At 73.3% G+C, this 17,104-nt stretch carries 17 protein-coding genes; 7 read left to right on the forward strand and 10 right to left on the reverse strand.

The genetic code is table 11. The features are described 5' to 3' along the window. Positions 1 to 27: 27 nt before the first annotated feature. Together IEZ17_RS01945 and IEZ17_RS01950 are read right to left on the reverse strand one after the other, a co-directional pair. Positions 28 to 717 carry a response regulator gene (locus IEZ17_RS01945; RefSeq protein WP_189295623.1) on the reverse strand — a complete coding sequence of 230 codons (690 nt, stop codon included), beginning with the start codon at positions 715 to 717 and terminating at the stop codon, positions 28 to 30. Further along, positions 714 to 1,949 (reverse strand): sensor histidine kinase, encoded by a 1,236-nt coding sequence (locus IEZ17_RS01950; RefSeq protein ID WP_189295625.1) that lies wholly within the window; start codon positions 1,947 to 1,949, stop codon positions 714 to 716. The genes IEZ17_RS01945 and IEZ17_RS01950 overlap by 4 nt, the downstream gene beginning before the upstream one ends. A 189-nt stretch (positions 1,950 to 2,138) precedes the next feature. Between IEZ17_RS01950 and IEZ17_RS01955 the strand changes: the two genes are divergently transcribed. Further along, the gene (locus tag IEZ17_RS01955; RefSeq protein WP_189295627.1) at positions 2,139 to 2,717 is read left to right on the forward strand and encodes a hypothetical protein; all 579 of its coding nucleotides are present in this window, start codon (positions 2,139 to 2,141) and stop codon (positions 2,715 to 2,717) included. A gap of 13 nt (positions 2,718 to 2,730) precedes the next feature. On the opposite strand, the gene IEZ17_RS01960 is transcribed toward IEZ17_RS01955, so the two are convergent. Beyond that, positions 2,731 to 3,303 (reverse strand): cob(I)yrinic acid a,c-diamide adenosyltransferase, encoded by a 573-nt coding sequence (locus IEZ17_RS01960; RefSeq protein ID WP_189295629.1) that lies wholly within the window; start codon positions 3,301 to 3,303, stop codon positions 2,731 to 2,733. Between IEZ17_RS01960 and IEZ17_RS01965 the strand changes: the two genes are divergently transcribed. The 4 genes from IEZ17_RS01965 (at position 3,302) to IEZ17_RS43750 (ending at position 8,050) form a co-directional block, all read left to right on the forward strand. After that, entirely contained in the window at positions 3,302 to 3,637 is a 336-nt protein-coding gene (locus tag IEZ17_RS01965; RefSeq protein WP_189295631.1) for a hypothetical protein, read from the forward strand. The genes IEZ17_RS01960 and IEZ17_RS01965 overlap by 2 nt on opposite strands. A 199-nt stretch (positions 3,638 to 3,836) precedes the next feature. Then, the gene (locus IEZ17_RS01970) at positions 3,837 to 4,685 is read left to right on the forward strand and encodes a 3-hydroxyacyl-CoA dehydrogenase family protein (protein WP_189295633.1); all 849 of its coding nucleotides are present in this window, start codon (positions 3,837 to 3,839) and stop codon (positions 4,683 to 4,685) included. Between the two features lie 146 nt (positions 4,686 to 4,831). Beyond that, positions 4,832 to 5,155: an STAS domain-containing protein gene (locus tag IEZ17_RS01975; protein WP_189295636.1), complete on the forward strand. Its 324-nt coding sequence runs from the start codon at positions 4,832 to 4,834 to the stop codon at positions 5,153 to 5,155. A 261-nt stretch (positions 5,156 to 5,416) separates the two neighbouring features. After that, positions 5,417 to 8,050 carry an ATP-binding protein gene (locus IEZ17_RS43750; protein ID WP_189295638.1) on the forward strand — a complete coding sequence of 878 codons (2,634 nt, stop codon included), beginning with the start codon at positions 5,417 to 5,419 and terminating at the stop codon, positions 8,048 to 8,050. A 96-nt stretch (positions 8,051 to 8,146) separates the two neighbouring features. On the opposite strand, the gene nucS is transcribed toward IEZ17_RS43750, so the two are convergent. Continuing rightward, entirely contained in the window at positions 8,147 to 8,809 is a 663-nt protein-coding gene (gene nucS, locus IEZ17_RS01985) for an endonuclease NucS (protein WP_159508034.1), read from the reverse strand. Positions 8,810 to 9,060: 251 nt separating this feature from the next. On the opposite strand from nucS, the gene IEZ17_RS01990 reads away from it, so the two are divergent. After that, positions 9,061 to 9,453: an SCO5389 family protein gene (locus IEZ17_RS01990; RefSeq protein ID WP_189295640.1), complete on the forward strand. Its 393-nt coding sequence runs from the start codon at positions 9,061 to 9,063 to the stop codon at positions 9,451 to 9,453. Between the two features lie 171 nt (positions 9,454 to 9,624). On the opposite strand, the gene IEZ17_RS01995 is transcribed toward IEZ17_RS01990, so the two are convergent. Beyond that, positions 9,625 to 10,674 (reverse strand): LLM class flavin-dependent oxidoreductase, encoded by a 1,050-nt coding sequence (locus tag IEZ17_RS01995; protein ID WP_189295642.1) that lies wholly within the window; start codon positions 10,672 to 10,674, stop codon positions 9,625 to 9,627. Positions 10,675 to 10,865: 191 nt separating this feature from the next. Between IEZ17_RS01995 and IEZ17_RS02000 the strand changes: the two genes are divergently transcribed. Continuing rightward, positions 10,866 to 11,180, forward strand: coding sequence for an Rv1322 family protein (locus IEZ17_RS02000; RefSeq protein ID WP_189295644.1), 315 nt, complete (start codon positions 10,866 to 10,868; stop codon positions 11,178 to 11,180). 22 nt (positions 11,181 to 11,202) lie between these two features. On the opposite strand, the gene IEZ17_RS02005 is transcribed toward IEZ17_RS02000, so the two are convergent. From IEZ17_RS02005 to IEZ17_RS02025, 5 genes are all read right to left on the reverse strand, one after another. Then, complete coding sequence (locus tag IEZ17_RS02005) at positions 11,203 to 12,537, reverse strand: ABC transporter permease (protein WP_189295646.1); 1,335 nt, start codon at positions 12,535 to 12,537, stop codon at positions 11,203 to 11,205. Beyond that, positions 12,534 to 13,817: an ATP-binding cassette domain-containing protein gene (locus IEZ17_RS02010; protein WP_189295648.1), complete on the reverse strand. Its 1,284-nt coding sequence runs from the start codon at positions 13,815 to 13,817 to the stop codon at positions 12,534 to 12,536. The genes IEZ17_RS02005 and IEZ17_RS02010 overlap by 4 nt, the downstream gene beginning before the upstream one ends. A 172-nt stretch (positions 13,818 to 13,989) precedes the next feature. Then, positions 13,990 to 14,763 (reverse strand): ABC transporter permease, encoded by a 774-nt coding sequence (locus IEZ17_RS02015; RefSeq protein ID WP_189295650.1) that lies wholly within the window; start codon positions 14,761 to 14,763, stop codon positions 13,990 to 13,992. A 3-nt stretch (positions 14,764 to 14,766) separates the two neighbouring features. Continuing rightward, entirely contained in the window at positions 14,767 to 15,924 is a 1,158-nt protein-coding gene (locus tag IEZ17_RS02020) for an ABC transporter ATP-binding protein (protein WP_189295652.1), read from the reverse strand. 136 nt (positions 15,925 to 16,060) lie between these two features. Further along, positions 16,061 to 16,999 (reverse strand): coiled-coil domain-containing protein, encoded by a 939-nt coding sequence (locus IEZ17_RS02025; RefSeq protein ID WP_189295654.1) that lies wholly within the window; start codon positions 16,997 to 16,999, stop codon positions 16,061 to 16,063. Positions 17,000 to 17,104: the final 105 nt, after the last annotated feature.

The raw sequence follows: 17,104 nt of genomic DNA on the forward strand, positions 1-17,104 counted from the left end.
GCCTTTCGGCCCGGCGGCGAGCCCCCGCTACGGCGCGTCCACCCCCAACTCCTGTGCCAGGACGGCCGCTTGTACCCGGCTGCGCAGGTCCAGTTTGGCCAGCAGCCGGCTGACATGGGTCTTCACGGTGGCCTCCGCCATCGCCAGCCGCAGTGCGATATCGGCGTTCGACAGTCCCTGGCCCAGACACCCCAGCACCTCCCGCTCGCGCGGCGTCAGCGCGTCCAGCACCGCCGGATCGGGCGTCTCGCGGTCCCGCGGCGGCCGTACCGCCGCACGGGGCCGGGCGAACTCGGCGATCAGCCGGCGGGTCACGGCCGGGGCGATCAGCCCCTCACCGGACGCGACCGTGCGCACCGCACTCAGCAGCGCCGCCGCGTCGCTGTCCTTGAGCAGAAAGCCCGAGGCCCCGGCGCGCAGCGCGCCGAAGACATATTCGTCCAGGTCGAAGGTGGTCAGCACCAGGACGTCCGCCAACTGCTCCGCGACCACCTGGCGGGTCGCCGAGACCCCGTCCAGGCGGGGCATCTGGATGTCCATCAGGACCAGGTCCGGTCGTAACGCGCGGGCCAGGCGGACGGCTTCCTCGCCGTCCACCGCCTCCCCGACGACTTCGATGTCGGGCGCGGAACGCAGGATGAGGACCAGCCCGGCCCGTACGGCGGACTGGTCCTCGGCGACGAGGACCCGGATCGGCTGCGCGGCGGCGCCTGTCATGGTTGTTCTTCCTCCCCGGTGGCGGGCAGCGTCGCCCGCACCAGCCAGTTTCTTCCGTCCGGCCCGCCCTCGGGGCCGGCGTCGAAATCCCCGCCCAGCAGGGCGATCCGCTCGCGCATGCCGACGAGCCCGGCGCCGGAGCCCGGTGCGCGGGGGCGCGGCCGGTCGGCGTACGGGCTGCGGACGATGATGACGAGCGTCCCCTCGGGGGCGTGGGCGATGCGCACCCGGACCTGGCCGGGCGCGGCGTGCTTGAGGGCGTTGGTCAGTGATTCCTGGACGATGCGGTACGCGGCCAGTTCGACCGGCGCGGGCGGTTTCGGCTCGGCGTCCGGGCCGGTCAGCCGGCGGGCGTCGTCCAGGAAGAAGGTCAGGCCGCTGCCGGCGCCGTTCGTACGGGCCTGGTGGACCAGGGCCTCCAGTCCGTCGAGGGTGGGTGTCGCGGCCGGTTCGTCGCTGTGCCCGGCGGCCTTCGGGTCCCGCAACAGCCCGATGAGGCGGCGCATTTCGGCCAGGCCCTGGACGCTGTTCTCCCGGATCACGCCGAGCGCGTCGCGGGTCGCGGCCGGGTCGTCGATGGTCTGCGCGGCGGTGGCGTGGATGGCGATGGCGGACAGGTGGTTGGCGACCAGGTCGTGCAACTCGCGGGCCATCCGGGCGCGTTCGCCCGCCACCGCCTGGGTGCGGTCCATCTCGGCCAGCAGCGCGGTCTGTTCGGCCCGCAGCCGGGCGGTCTGCGCGGCGTCGCGGTGGTTGCGGATGATCACCCCGGTCCAGGCCGGGGCGGTGGTGGCGAGCGCGATCCCGATGCTGATCAGCACGACCTGCGGGTTGCGCCACAGCGCCGTCAGCACGACGGTGGCCAGCACCGTCACCAGCACGGAGTGCACCGGGATCCGGCGGGCCGCGGCCGGCGGACCGTACAGCACCGCCGCGTAGACCACATCGGTGAACATCAGGACGGTGGCGACCAGGGCGCCGGTGACGAGGTCCAGCGCCAGGGCCGGTAACGCGAGGGCCAGCGCGGCCATGGGGGCCGTACGGCGCATCAGTTCGGCCACCGACATCGTGGTGAGCGCGAGCAGGGTCAGCGACGCGGGCAGGCCGAGGAGCGGTGGTCCGCCGTGCAGATCCAGCGTCCACAGCAGCAGCCCGACGAGCAGCCCGCCGCCCGCGATGATCACATCGAGGCGGTGCGGCCGGCCGGGCGCGGCGGGGGATCTTGCGGTCACCCCTCCATGAAACACGGCGCCGGGGCCGGTTGTGCCACCTCCGGGTCATCCGACGACGCGCCGGGCTACATCGAAAGATGCAGCTCCGGATCATCGCCGGCGACGACGTACCGGGCGGTGGCGGCTGGAACGCTGGAGGTGTTCGGTCCGAGCGGTCCTGGACTCGGAGCGGCCGGAGAGGAGACTGCCGTGGTCGTCACGCTGATCATCGCCTGCGAGGTCGGGTTCTGGGTGCTGCTGGCCCTGGGCCTGTCCCTGCGCTATCTGGCGCGGATGCCGCGTACGGGTGCGGCGGTGCTGCTGCTGGAGCCGCTGCTGGAGCTGGCGCTGCTGATCGTCACCGCGATCGACCTGAAGAACGGCGCCTCCGCGGACTGGAAGCACGGCCTGGCCGCCGTCTACATCGGCTACACGGTCGCCTACGGCCACTACACGATCAAGTGGGTCGACGGGCACGTCGCACACCGCTTCGCGGGCGGCCCGCGCCCCGTCAGGCACTACGGCCTCGACCGCTTCAAGCACGAGCTGAAACTGGTGCTGCGGACGGTGCTGATGGTCGCCGTCGCGGCGGCGCTGCTCCAGGGCGCGATCTGGTACGTGGGCCACGACGGCGACACCGCGTCGCTGAAGCACTGGCAGATGATGAGCCTGCGCATCCTGATCATCCACGGCGTGATCGCGCTGACGTACCTGGTGTTCCCGAAGAAGGCGCCGCGCCGGGCCGCCTCCGAGGCGGCGGCCCGGCCGCAGGAGAAGTCGCTGCGCTAGCGGGTCGGCCGGCTCACCGCTCGCCGCCCGGCACCCAGAGCACGTCCCCGACCTCCTTGTTGGCCGTCCGGGCCAGGATGAACAGGAGGTCGGAGAGGCGGTTCAGGTACGTGGCGGTGAGCGGGTTCATGGTCTCGCCGTGCTGCTCGAAGGCAGCCCACGTGGAGCGCTCGGCGCGGCGGACGACCGTGCAGGCCTGGTGGAGCAGGGCGGCGCCGGGCGTGCCGCCGGGGAGGATGAAGCTGCGGAGCTTCTCCAGTTCGGCCAGGAAGCGGTCGCAGTCCGCCTCCAGTTTGTCGATGTAGGACTGCTCGACGCGCAGCGGCGGGAACTCCGGGTTCTCCACCACGGGCGTCGAGAGGTCGGCGCCGACGTCGAAGAGGTCGTTCTGCACCCGCAGCAGCACCGCGGCGACCTCTTCGGGCAGCGAACCGAGCGCCAGCGCCACCCCGATCGCCGCGTTGGCCTCGTTGGCATCCGCGTACGCGGCGATCCGCGCATCGGTCTTGGCGGTGCGGCTCATGTCGCCCAGGGCGGTGGTGCCCTTGTCGCCGGTACGGGTGTAGATGCGGGTCAGATTCACCATGGTGCGAGCCTACGCCGCGGCCCTGTGGAAGGCCCGGGCGCAGAGCGCCGTGGCCGGCGCCACGAGCGCCACGAGCGCCACGAGCGCCACGCGGCCCACGCGCGCCACGGAGACCCGCGCGCGGTGGAGGGCGGCCGGCGACGCGGTACGTCCGGCGGGAGCGGTCCGGGGGGACCTGGAGGCCGTCCTCCGCCAGGAGGCCGGTGCGGCGGGTCCGGCGACCCGGCGGCCTGATGGTGATTCAGGTCTGCGCGGTGCACCGGACCCGCCCGACGGGGTCGCGGAGCTGCCGAGCGGGAAGGCCCTCAACTGCGCGGTGCGGGCGGCCGGCTGACGCCCCTCCGGGGGCCGGGTGCGCCCCGCCGTGTGTGATGTCCGTCATGAAGCGCCCGCCGAGGCCGAAAGCGCCTTGTCACGGGGTATGCGGTGGGGTGACGGGCGGGCGTGACGCGCATCTCTAAGCCACCAATCGATCGCCAACGACCGCTAACGTCATCAGGACCGTCAAATGCACAGGGTGTGAGGGGACAGCAGTGGCAAAGAAGCTCGCCGTCATCGGCGCCGGACTCATGGGTTCCGGTATCGCGCAGGTCTCGGCCCAGGCGGGCTGGGACGTGGTGCTCCGCGATGTGACGGATGAGGCGCTGGCCCGCGGCAAGGGCGGCATCCGGAGCTCGTACGAGAAGTTCGTCGCCAAGGGCAAGCTGGACGCCTCCGCCGCCGAGCAGGCGCTGGCCCGCATCACGACCACGACCGACCTGGACGCGGTCGCCGACGCGGACATCGTCGTCGAGGCCGTCTTCGAGAAGATCGAGGTCAAGCGGGAGATCTTCCAGGCGGTCGACAAGCTCGCCAAGGACGACGCGGTGCTCGCCTCCAACACCTCCGCCATCCCGATCACCAAGATCGCCGCTGCCACCTCCCGCCCCGAGCGGGTGGTCGGCACCCACTTCTTCTCGCCGGTGCCGATGATGCAGCTGTGCGAGCTGGTGCGCGGCTACAAGACCAGCGACGAAACCCTCGCCACCGCACGGGAGTTCGCCGAGTCCGTCGGCAAGACCTGTGTCGTCGTCAACCGCGACGTGGCCGGCTTCGTCACCACCCGGCTGATCTCGGCGCTGGTCGTCGAGGCCGCCAAGCTCTACGAATCGGGCGTCGCCAGCGCCGAGGACATCGACACCGCCTGCAAGCTGGGCTTCGGCCATGCGATGGGACCGCTGGCCACCGCCGATCTGACCGGAGTCGACATCCTGCTGCACGCCACCGAGAACATCTACACCGAGTCCCAGGACGAGAAGTTCGCGCCGCCGGAGATCATGCGGCGCATGGTCGATGCGGGCGATATCGGGCGCAAGAGTGGGCAGGGCTTCTACGAGCACTGATGCCGCATCAGGACTTTGGTCCGAGGGTGTCACCCCGTGGGGTGAATTCGGTATCGGTTCGCTTACAGGCGGCAACTTCGCCGTATGAGAGGCAGTCAGATCTGTAGACGACAATGCACCACAACCCATGACATCGGGGAGCGCATATGCACATCAGGGGCGACCACGTCGAGCTGGTCGTCGGGGGCCGCCTCGACGTCCGCAGCGCGGCGGACGCCCGTACGGCCCTGCACGCCGCCGTCGACTCCGGCCGGGGCGATCTGGTGCTGGACCTGACCGAGCTGGACTCGTGGGACGCCACCGGCCTCGGCGTGATCATGGGCGCGCACCGGCGCGCGGGCCGGGTCAACCGCAGGCTGGTGCTGCGCGGAGTGCCGCCCCAGATGCAGCGCCTCCTGGTCGCCACCCGGCTCCACCGCATCCTCGCGATCGAGGGCGGCATCGAAGCGGAAACGCTTCCCCGGGTGTGACCCGCCGGCCGCGGTGAGCCGGCCGACCCGGGAGGAATGTCGCAAACCGCACCTTGACCCCCAATCCGGGGCGTTCTCGTCAGGGTGCCACCCCACCGTGCGCTCCCCGGGGGACCGGGGCTAGGGTTCGGGTCCCCGCCGTATGCCATCAACCGCGGCGGGGCACCGGACCAGACGCGACGGCTGAGCAGATCCGCCGGAGCCGGGGGAGTGCGGACGGCCGGAAGCACCGACGGCACGCACATTCTGGGAGCTTGCAGCATGGACCCGAACACGCACCGGGGACCTGAGGAGTACGGCGAGCAGGGCGCGCCCGACGCGCCGCCGGCCTCCGCGTCCGCCGACCGGCAGGGCGGCTCCGGCGGGCTCGCCCGGGTCGTCCGGCTCGTCTCCGGCAACTTCCTGGTCACCGTCAACCCGGTCGACGGCAGCGAGATACAGCCCTGCCCGCCCGGCGAGCGACCCGCCCTCCCGGAGAAGCTCGACCAGGAGGAACGCGCCGAGGCGGCCCGCGCCGCGGCGCCCCCGGTGCCGTCCGGCCCGGTCTCCTTCGCCGGCCACGACGTCCCCCTCGAAGAGCGCGACGAGGACGTGGACCGGCTGGTCCGGCTGCTCACCCGCGGACGCTCCGTCCGCGTCACCGGCCCCTCCGGCTCGGGCCGCACCCGGCTGCTGGACGCCGTCGCCGGCGCCGTGGCGGACCTCGCCCCCGACGGCGTGATCCGGCTCTCCGGCTACCACAGGGGCGTCACCGACGTCCTCCAGGCGCTGTACGCGGCGGTCTACCGCGCCCCGCTGCACCGCCCCGACCGGCCCGAGCTGCTGCGCCTCCTCGGCGGCGTCGGCGCGATCGTCGTCGTCGACGACCTGGAGTTCGGCGGCGCCGCGCTCGACGAGCTCCTCGACGCCACCCCCGAGTGCGCCTTCCTCCTCGCCGCGACCCCCGACGTCCCGGCCCCCAGCGCCGATTCGCACCTCGAAGAGGTCTTCGTCGGCGGCATCAGCCGCAACGCCGGCGTACGGCTCCTGGAGCGCGCCGTGGGCCGCCCGCTCACCGCCGACGAGGACACCTGGGCCGCCGACCTCTGGTTCGAGTCCGAGGGGCTGCCGCTGCGGTTCGTCCAGGCCGCCTCCCTGCTGCGGCACCGCGAGCGGGCGCGCACCGCGCCCGGCGCCCTGGACGACGGCTACGGGCTGTTCCCCGAGGAGGGCGCCGACGCGGCCGGAGAGCCCGGCGAGCGGCCCGAGACGCCGCTGCCGCCGCTCGACGAGGCCGCCGCGCCCGCCGCGCTGCTCGCCGAACGGCTCGGCGGCGCCGCCCAGGAGACGCTCCGCTTCGCGGTCGCCCTCAACGGCGAACTGCCGCACCAGGCGCATCTGCCGGCCCTCACCCAGGACACCCACGCGGACGCCGCCCTCGGCGAGCTGCTGGGCAGCGGCCTGATCAGCCCGGCCGGCACCCACTACCGGCTCGCCGGCACCGTCCGGGACCAGCTGGCCGCCGCCGGCTACGCCGAGGGCGCCGCCGCCCGGGCGCACACCGCGGCCCAGCACTACGCCTGGTGGGCCGGGCACCCCTCGGTCACCCCCGAGCGGACCGCCGCCGAGTCCGACGCGGTGCTGGCCGCGATGGGCGTGCTGACCGGCAGCCGGGACAGCGGCCACCCGGCCGCGGCCGTGCTGCTGGCCCGTACGGCGGCGCCCGCGTTCGCCGCGGCGCTGCACTGGAGCGCCTGGGAGCGCAGCCTGCGGCACGGCCAGGAAGCCGCCCGGCTGGCCGGTGAGGTCGCCGAAGAGGCGTACTTCCACCACGAGTTGGGCGTACTGGCGCTGTGCAGCGGCAACATCGACCGGGCGCGCGCCGAACTGGAGGCGTCCATCGGGCTGCGCGGAGTGCTCTCCGACCGCGACGGCGCGGTCGCCGGACGGCGGGCGCTGGCCCTGGTCATCGACCGCGCCCGGGCCGCCTCGGCGAACGCGGCCACCACCGTGCTGAAGTCCGTCGGCCCGGGAGCCACGGGCGCGACGGCGGCGGCAGCCGCGGACGCGCCGGACGCCCCGGGGGCGTCGCAGGGCCCGGACGCCGGGGCGCCCGACGCCGTCTCGACCGCCAAGCTGAAGTCCGTCCGGCCGGCCGGGACCGGCCCGACGGTCATCGCCCGGGGAGCCGCGGCTGCCACCGCCGCCGCAGCGGGCTCCGCCGGCGAGACCACCGCGCCCACCGCCGCCGTCCCGGCCGCCAAGGCCGCGGACACCGGCACCGGAGGCGCCCGGCGCGGGATCCTGCGCGGCAGCCGCCGCAACCTCGTCGCCGCCGGCGCCGGGGTGCTGCTGGCCGCCGCGCTCGGCACCGTGGTCACCCTCGGAGCGACCTCCGGCAACTCCACCACCCACGACAACCACGTCACCACCGAGCAGTCCTCGGGCGGCGACGGCCTCCCGGACACGCCCGCCCAGGAGCCCGGCACGGGCTCCGGACTGCCGGGCGCCTCGGCAGGGGCGTCCGGCACCACCCGGCCCGGTACGCCCGGCCACAGGCCCACCCCGGCGCCGTCCACCGGCCGTCCCGGCACCACCGGCGCGCCGACCGGCGGCCCGGGCTCCCCGACGACCGGACCCACCAGGCCGACCGGCGAGCCCACCACCCCCACCGGCCGGCCGACCCACCCCACGCACAGCCCGACCGGCGGCCCCACGACGTCCCCGACCGGCCCGACCGGGCAGCCCACCACCACGCCGACCGGGCCCACGGGCAAGCCGACGGGCCAGACCCCGTCGCAGAGCGCCGGCGGCCCCTCGGGCAACAGCCCGTCCGGCACCAACGCCGCCGCGGCCCCGGCCACCGGCACCGGCGACCCGGCGTCCGCATCCGGCCAGGGCACTCCGACCGGCTGACGCCTCAAGAACGTCCGGGAACACCACGACGGCCCGGTACCGGCCGCCCGCCGGAAGGCGGAGCGGCCGGTACCGGGCCGTCGTGGTGTCCCGTGGTCAGAACAGCCGCAGCTTGTCGTCCTCGATGCCGCGCAGCCCGTCGTAGTCCAGCACCACGCAGCCGATCCCGCGGTCGGTGGCCAGCACCCGCGCCTGCGGCTTGATCTCCTGAGCTGCGAAGACGCCCTTCACCGGGGCCAAGTGCGGGTCGCGGTTGAGGAGTTCGAGGTAGCGGGTGAGCTGCTCGACACCGTCGATCTCGCCCCGCCGCTTGATCTCGACGGCAACGGTCTGGCCGTCGGCGTCCCGGCACAAGATATCCACCGGACCGATGGCGGTGGGGTATTCACGCCGAATCAGCGAATAGCCCTCGCCCAGTGTCTCGATCCGATCGGCGAGCAGCTCCTGGAGGTGGGCCTCCACACCGTCCTTGATGAGCCCCGGGTCCACCCCGAGCTCGTGCGAGGAGTCATGGAAGATCTCCTCCAGGGTGATGATGAGCTTCTCGCCGCCCTTGTTCTCCACCGTCCACACATCGCCGTCCCCTTCCTTGAGGGAACAGGGCGGGGACATCCAGTTGAGGGGTTTGTAGGCCCGGTCGTCCGCGTGGATGGAGACGGAGCCGTCGGCCTTCACCAGGATCAGGCGAGGGGCGGAGGGGAGGTGGGCAGTGAGCCGGCCCGCGTAGTCCACGGAGCAGCGGGCGATGACGAGACGCATGGTGCGCCACGCTACTCGAACCGGGGCCGCTGACGCGATTCGCCCCTGGACCGCGGTCCCTTTACGGGGGAAACCCCCGCACCCCCGGCGCCCGCCATTGGCCGGTTGTATGTGCAATCCCATGGTGCGGGCCCCTTGCGCGGCATACCGTTGAAGCAGGGGGTCGTGAGGCGAACACGCTGTGTCGCGAATTCCCCGTGTCCCATCCCTAGGCCCCGTCCGTCCCGGCGGGTCCGCGAGAGGAGAACCTCATGTCGCTCGACGTCTCACCGGCCCTCCTCGAACAGGCCGAGCGAGGCGAGGTCGACGAAGCCGCATTTGTCGACTGCGTCCGGAACTCCCTGCCCTACGCATGGGGGATGATCAGCTCGCTGGTGGCCCAGCTGAAGGTGGACGGCGGAGAGTTCGCCGACAACCAGACGCCGCCGCCGGACGAGCAGGCGCGCGGCCAGCTGCTGCGCGCGCTGGCGAGTGACGCCATTCGCGGTTCGTTGGAGCGTCACTTCGGTGTGCGACTCGCCTTCCAGAACTGCCACCGGGTCGCGGTCTTCCCGCTCGACCCGGCGGTGGACGCGCGGCTGGCCAAATTCACCTCCATCCGGGGCCAGCTGCTGAACCAGTCGCCCGAACTCCGCGACTGCTGATCGGAGTTGCTGCCGCTGAGCGGGTCGGCCGGAGCACCCTCCGGGACCGTGCACCGGCGGCAGCACCACCGACCAGCCGTGCTCCGCAGCTCGCCCCGCCACCCTCGCCCCGGCCCGCAGGCCCGCGAGGGTTCGCGGCGGCCGGCTGCGCGGACGGGCCCCCGGCCGGGGTCACCCCAGCTGCGGCAGCACCTCGGAGCCCAGCCGCCGGACGTTCTCCTCGGTGGCGGCGAGATCCCCGGAGCCCTCGACGAGCAGCGCGAACCGCCGGATGCCCGTTCGCTCCGAGGTCTCCGCCAGCCGGTCCGCACACAACTCCGGTGTACCGACCGGATGCAGGGCGCACAACAGCTCCGTATACGCCAGCGGATCCCGCATCCGGCGATAGCGGCCGTCGACCGTCACATGCGCGCCCAGCCCCTGCCGCAGCCAGCCGGGCATCGCCTTCGTCAGCGTCTCCACCGCCGCCGCCCGGTCGTCCGCGATCTGCACCACGCCCGCCGAGACATGCTCCGCGGCGGCGATCTCGTCGCCGTCCCGGCCGGCCTCCCGCGCCGCCGACCGCCACAGCGCGACCATCTCCGCCTTCTCCTCGTCGCCGCAGTGCATCCCCAGCAGCATCGGCAGCCCGCGCGCCGCGGCCAGCCTGACCGAGGCGGCGGACGTGCACGCCACGACCACCGGCGGCCCGGCCGCCAGGCCGTCCGGATCGTCCGGGTCCCCCAGCGCCTCGGCCGGCCGCGGCACCACCGCCACCTCCCGGAAGGCATAGCGCTCGCCCTGCGCACCCACCCGCGGCTCGCGCAGCCAGCGCAGCAGCAGATCCAGTGACTCCGGGAAGCCGTGGTCGTAGGCGGCCAGGCCGGAGCCGAAGACCTCCAGATCGACCCAGGGACCGCCCCGGCCGACGCCGAGCGTGAACCGGCCCTCGGACGTCAGATGCAGCAGCGCCGCCTGCTCACCGAGCGCCACCGGATGCTGGGTCGGCAGCACGCTGACCGCCGTGCCCACGCCGATCCGGCGGGTCCGGCCCAGCAGCAGCGCGGCCAGCGTCGTCGCCTGCGGACAGACGCCGTACGGCACGAAGTGGTGTTCCGCCAGCCAGACGTCATGGAGACCGGCCTGCTCCGCGACCTCCGCGGAGCGCACCGCGCGGTGCAGCGCTTCCCCCTGTCCCTGGCCCGGGAATTGAGCGGCCAGGATGAACGCACCTACGCGCATCGCTCTCTGCCTCCTCGCAGCCGACGCGACTCCCCCCCACACACAGGCAACAACGTGCGACACGTGCCCAGGGCACGGCCTGACGCGAAATTTCCAGATCATCGCAGAAACGGGACAGCGGGCTTCTGCCCCTGACCGTGCCGCGTACGCTGGTGACAGCCTGTGACCCCGTCGACATCCCGAGGTGTGCTGTGTCCCCGCGTCGAAACCGCCAGCGCGGTGCGAAACCCGTCGAGCGCGCGGGCGGCGAGCGCTACGGCCTGGAAGCCACCGAGGAGTGGCGCGGTGAGGAGTGGGTCGTCCGGCAGATCGGCGCGAGCGGCGCGGCCAAGCACTACCGCTGCCCGGGCTGCGACCAGGAGATCCCGCCCGGCGTCCCGCACGTCGTCACCTGGCCCCGGCACGGCGACGTCGACGACCGCCGCCACTGGCACCGGGCCTGCTGGAACGCACGGGACCGCCGGAGCGCACGGCTCCAGCGGTCCCGGAACGCGCCCAAGTACTGAGCGCGGAAGGCGAGTCGACCGGTCAGACGTCCCGCTTGAGGAGCGCCGCGTAGGCGCCGCCCAGTGCCACCGCGGCCACCCCCGCGAGGATCAGCAACGGCTCCCAGCCCGACGGGCCCTCGGGCAGGAACGGGATGTCGTAGAGCGTCGCGAACGCGTTCGGCACGGAGTACTCGATCATCTTGTGCTGGAAGTCCTTGAGGGACTCGCCCTGGAGGAAGAGCGCCAGCAGCATCGGCAGCAGCACGACGCCCATCATGGCGCTGATGGCGCCCGCGGAGTGCCGCAGCAGCGCGCCGACGGACAGCGCCAGCAGGCCGAGCAGCGCGACGTACAGGCCGGCGCCGACGGTGCCGCGCAGCCACTGGTCGACGGTCGGCTCCGGGCCGTTGAGCATCGCGTAGTCGAGCAGCGCCACCAGGGTCGTGGCGATCGTGGTCAGCACCAGCGCCAGTCCGAAGAAGACGATCGCCTTCGCGGTCAGCACCCGGGCGCGGCTGGGGCAGGCGGTCAGCGTCGTACGGATCATGCCGGTGCCGTACTCGGACGAGATCGACAGCACGCCGAGGGTCATCACGCACAGGCTGCCGAGCAGCACGCCGACGAAGCCGACCGCGAGCAGCGGATTGACCCGCCGCTCCGAGCCCAGCGCGAGCGCCGACAGCAGCCCGACGCCGACGATGAGCAGCAGCATCACGCCGAGCGTCCACATCGTCGAGCGCACCGAGCGGATCTTGGTCCACTCGGAGAGCAGCGCATCACCGAGGTGGGTCGCGCGCACCGGGATGGGGGAGACGTAACCGGCCCCGCCCGCCTGCCAGTTGGGGGCCTCGGGCCGGTGCGGCTGCGGCGGCCGCTGCTGCGGGTGCGGGCCCTGCGGCTGCGGCTGGGGCCGGCCGGCGGCCGGGACGGTGAGCATCATCGTGCCCGCCGCCTCAGCCGGCCTGCCCGGACCGTGCGCCGCCAGCGGCGTCGGCTCGGGGTGGCCGCCGGCCGGCGGCTGGGCCTGGGGGAGCGGCTGGGCCTGGAGCATCATCGTGCCGGCTTCCTTGGCGGGGCCGGGCTGCTCGGGTGCCTGCTGGGCCTGGAGCATCATCGTGCCGGCTTCCTTGGCGGGCGCGGGCTGCTCGGGTGCCTGCTGGGCCTGGAGCATCATCGTGCCCGCTTCCCCGGCGGGCGCCGGCCGCTCCGGTGCCGGCTGCGGCGACGGGGGGCCCGCCTGCTCGAACGGCGTCGAAGGCGCGGGGGAGGCCGGGGGAGCGGTGGGCGGCATCGGGGCGGCGGGCGGCATCTCCTGCGCGCCGGTGTCGTGCGGTCCGTGCTGCGGCTGGGGCTGCGGCTGCTGAGGGCTGGTCATCGGGCGTCCTCGTGGTGCGGCATGGGCAGATCGGCGGGGGCGGCGACGGGCGGCGCGGCCGGCGGCACGGGCGCGGCGGGCTGCGGCTGCTGCCCGTACGGGTGGGGCGCACCGTACGGACCGGGCGCCCCGTACGGGTGACCCTGGCCCTGCGGCGGCAGCGGCGCCCCCGGCACCGGAGCGGCCCCGGGAGCCTGGGCGTACGGACCCGGCTGACCGTACGGATTCGGCGGCAGCTGGCCCGGCACCCCGGGCGGCACCGCATATCCCTGCGGGACGGCTCCCTGCGGGGCGTATCCCTGCGGCGCGGCTCCCTGTGGGGCGTACCCGGCGGGGGCCTGCTGGAGACCGGCCCGCTGGTCGATCGTCGAGCGGTAGTCGACGGCGCCCTGCGTCATCCGCATGTACGCCTCTTCGAGCGACGCCTGGTGCGGCGAGAGCTCCCACAGCCGGACCTCGGCCGCGTGCGCCAGATCGCTGATCCGGGGCAGCGGCAGCCCGGTCACCCGCAGCGCACCGTCCGGTTCGGGCGCCGCCTGGCCGCCCGCCTCGCCGATCGCCGCGGTCAGCTTCTCGCGCTGCTCCGGCTCGCCGTCCGGCGTCCGCACCCGGGCGAAGTCCGCGGAGTTGGCCGAGATGAAGTCCTTGACGGACATGTCCGCCAGCAGCTGGCCGCGGCCGATCACGATCAGGTGCTCGGCGGTCAGCGCCATCTCGCTCATGAGGTGCGAGGAGACGAAGACGGTACGGCCCTCGGCCGCCAGCTGCTTCATCAGGTTCCGCACCCACAGGATGCCTTCGGGGTCCAGGCCGTTGACCGGCTCGTCGAAGAGCAGCACCTGCGGATCGCCGAGCAGCGCCGCCGCGATGCCCAGCCGCTGGCCCATACCGAGCGAGAAGCCCTTCGAACGCCGCTGGGCGACGTCCTGGAGGCCGACCACCCCCAGTACCTCGTCGACCCGCCGGGCCGGAATGCCGGACAGCTGGGCCAGCGACAGCAGATGCGACCGGGCGCTGCGCCCGCCGTGCACGGCCTTGGCGTCGAGCAGCGCGCCCACCTGGCGCGGGGCGTTGGGAACGTCGCGGAACGGACGGCCGCCGATCGTGGCCCGGCCCGACGTCGGCGCGTCCAGGCCCAGGATCATCCGCATCGTCGTCGATTTGCCGGAGCCGTTGGGACCCAGGAAGCCGGTGACCGTGCCCGGCCGCACCTGGAACGACAGGTTGTGCACGGCCGTCTTGGGCCCGTAGCGCTTGGTCAGGCCGACTGCCTCGATCATTCTCCGCCCCTCGCAGATGGTCGGGGCAGAGGCGCCCTCGTGCCCCCGTGAGGGTTAGGAGGCTATCTGTCCGTTGACGGTTCCCGTCAAAACGGGGGCACTCCGGCACCGGTTGCCGCGGCCAGGGGCGTGTCCGGCCCCGACCCGCCGGGCAGCCCCTGCGGCGTGCCGGTCAGGCGTCGCGCCTCCGCAGCAGCGCGAATCCGCCGAGCAGCGCCGCCGCCGTCCAGGCCGCCATGATGGCGAAGCCGCCCCACGGCCCGTACGGCGCCGGGTCGTTGAGCGGGGCGACCACCTGCATGATCTTCGAGCCGGCCTGGTCGGGGAGGTAGCGGGCGACCTTCCGGGTCGCCGAGACGTTCCCGAGGATGCCGGAGATCAGGAAGAAGAACGGCATCAGGATGCCGAGCGACAGCATCGGGCCGCGCAGCATCGCGGCCACCGCCATCGAGAACAGCGCGATCATCGTCATGTAGAGCGCGCCGCCGACCACCGCCCGCAGCACCCCCGGGTCGCCGAGGTACGTACGGTGCTCGCCGAGCGCCGCCTGCCCCGCGAAGAACGTCACGAAGCTGGTCGCCAGACCGACCGCGAAGACCAGCGCGGTGGCCACCAGCAGCTTGCTGAACAGGAAGGTGCCGCGCTGCGGTACGGCGGCGAGCGAGGTGCGGATCATGCCGGTGCTGTACTCGTTCGAGACCACCAGCACCCCGAAGACGACCATCGCCAGCTGGCCCAGGCCCATCCCGGCGAAGCTGATGTTGGTCGCGTCGAAGGCGAGCTGCCGCTCGGCCGGCATCGAGGTGAAGTCGTTCCGGACGAGGGTGCAGATCAGCACGCCCACGACAACGGTCACCACCGCCGCGATGCCCAGCGTCCACACCGTCGACCGCACCGACCTGATCTTGGTCCACTCCGACCGCAGGACCTGCCCGACCACAGCCATCCGTCAGCTCCTTCTCTTCTGCCACTCCGCGCCCCAGCCGCCCGACTGCGGGCCGCCCGGCTGCGGGCCCCCCGGCTGCGGGCCGCCGGGCGGCGGGCCCCCCGGCCGCGGGCCGCCCCGCTGTGGACCACCCGGCTGCGGGCCGCCCCATTGCGGTCCGGCCCACTGCGGACCGCCCGGCTGCGGGCCGCCCGAGAACGCGCCCTGCGGCACCGGGGGCCGCCGCGGCTGCCCGGCCCGCGGTCCGGCCGGCTCGCCGTCGTGCGCGTGGTACTCCACCGACCCGGCCGTCAGCTGCATGAACGCCTCCTCCAGAGACGCCTGCTGCGGACTCAGCTCGTGCAGCACCAGCTGGTGCGCGGCGGCCAGTTCGCCCAGCCGGCGGGCCGGCACCCGGTCGATCTCCAGCGAGCCGTCGCGGGCCGCCACCGCCGGGATGCCCTCGCGGTGCAGCACGTCCAGCAGCCGCTGCCGCTCCGGGGACCGCACCCGGACGTACGACCGCGAGTTCTGCCGGATGAACTCCGGCATCGACGTGTCCGCCAGCAGCCGGCCCTGCCCGATCACCACCAAGTGGTCCGCGGTCAGCGCCATTTCGCTCATCAGGTGGGAGGAGACGAAGACCGTACGGCCCTGGGCCGCGAGGTTCTTCATCAGGTGGCGGATCCAGTGGATGCCTTCCGGGTCGAGCCCGTTGACCGGCTCGTCGAACATCAGGATCCGCGGATTGCCGAGCAGCGCCGCCGCGATCCCGAGCCGCTGGCCCATACCGAGCGAGAAGCCCTTCGACCGCTTCCTGGCGACCGCGGTCAGCCCGACGGTGTCCAGCACCATGTCGACCCGGGACCGCGGAATGCCGTTGCTCTGCGCCAGGCACAGCAGATGGTTGGCGGCGCTGCGGCCACCGTGCATCGCCTTGGCGTCCAGCAGCGCCCCGACATACGTCAGGGGGTCCTTCAGCTGCCGGTAGTGCTTGCCGTCGATCCGCACCGAGCCGGCCGTCGGGTTGTCCAGATCGAGCATCATCCGCATGGTCGTCGACTTGCCCGCGCCGTTGGGACCGAGGAAGCCGGTGACGATGCCCGGCCGGACGGTGAACGTCAGATGGTCCACCGCGACCTTGTCGCCGTAATGCTTGGTCAGCCCCTGGACCTCGATCATGTACAGCACGCTAGGCCCGCCATGATCGCCCCGCCACCGGGCGCCGCCGCCCGGTGGACCGGCTACGACGGCGCCCCCGCACCGCCACGGAGGCGGTACGGGGGCGGGGTCGGCAAGGCGGGAACCTGCCGGCGGGTCAGCGCGACTGCTGGGCGGGCACGCCGCGGGTGATGGACTCCTCGTCGCCCGGCGCACCGGCCGCGGCCACCGCCGCGCCGGTCAGCGTCGCCAGCATCTCGCGGACGTTGGTCAGCTGCGCGTTGATCGAGTCGCGGCGGTTGGTGAGCGCCGCCAGCTCGCGCTCCGATTCGCTGCGGATCCGGTCGGCCTTGGCGTTGGCGTCCGCCACGATGTCCTCGGCCTGGCGCTGCGCGGTCTCCACCGTCTGACGGGCCCGGCGCTCCGCGTCCGTCCGCAGCTTCTCGGCCTCCAGGCGGAGCTGCTCGGCGCGGTGCTCGATCTCCGCCAGCCGCTTCTCGGCCTTGGCCTGACGTGAGGCCAGATCGCGCTCGGACTGCTCACGGCGCTTGGCCAGGTTGGTCTCGAAGTCCGCGGCGGCCTGGGCGGCCTTGGCGCGGGTCTCCTCGAAGAGGGAGTCCGCCTCCTCCCGCTTGGACTGGGCGTCCTTCTGCGCCTCGGCGCGCAGGGTGGACGCCTCGCCCTTGGCCTTCTCGACGATCCTGGCGCCCTCGTCCTCGGCCTTCGCCTTGCGCTCGGCGGCGAACTGCTCGGCGTCGTTACGGACCTGCTGGGCGGCCGACTCGGCCAGCTCGCGATGCTGCTCGGCAGCCCGACGAGCCTCCTCGCGCAGGTCCTTGGCCTCCTCCTCGGCGAGACGGAGGATCTTCTCGACGCGCGCGCCGAGGCCCGCGTAGGACGGCTCGGCGTCATTGACCTGAGCCTGGGCGTTCTGCGTTTCGAGGTGCAGTTCCTCGATGCGCTTCTCCAGCGAGGTGATACGGGCCAGCGCGCTGTCGCGGTCCGCGACGAGCTTCGTAATGCGGTCATCCACCTGACCGCGGTCGTACCCACGCCGCACGAGCTCGAAGCCGAAGGGGGAGGAAGTGTCGCTCATGGGGTTCCTGTCGAAAGAGACCGGTGAGGTGATAAGGAGAATCCTAGGGGTCTTAACGGCGTGTCATCGAGTCATTGCGCGTTTGAAGTGGAGAATGACCCCTCA

The organism is Streptomyces albospinus (genome assembly GCF_014648695.1).
GTDB lineage: Bacteria > Actinomycetota > Actinomycetes > Streptomycetales > Streptomycetaceae > Streptomyces > Streptomyces albospinus.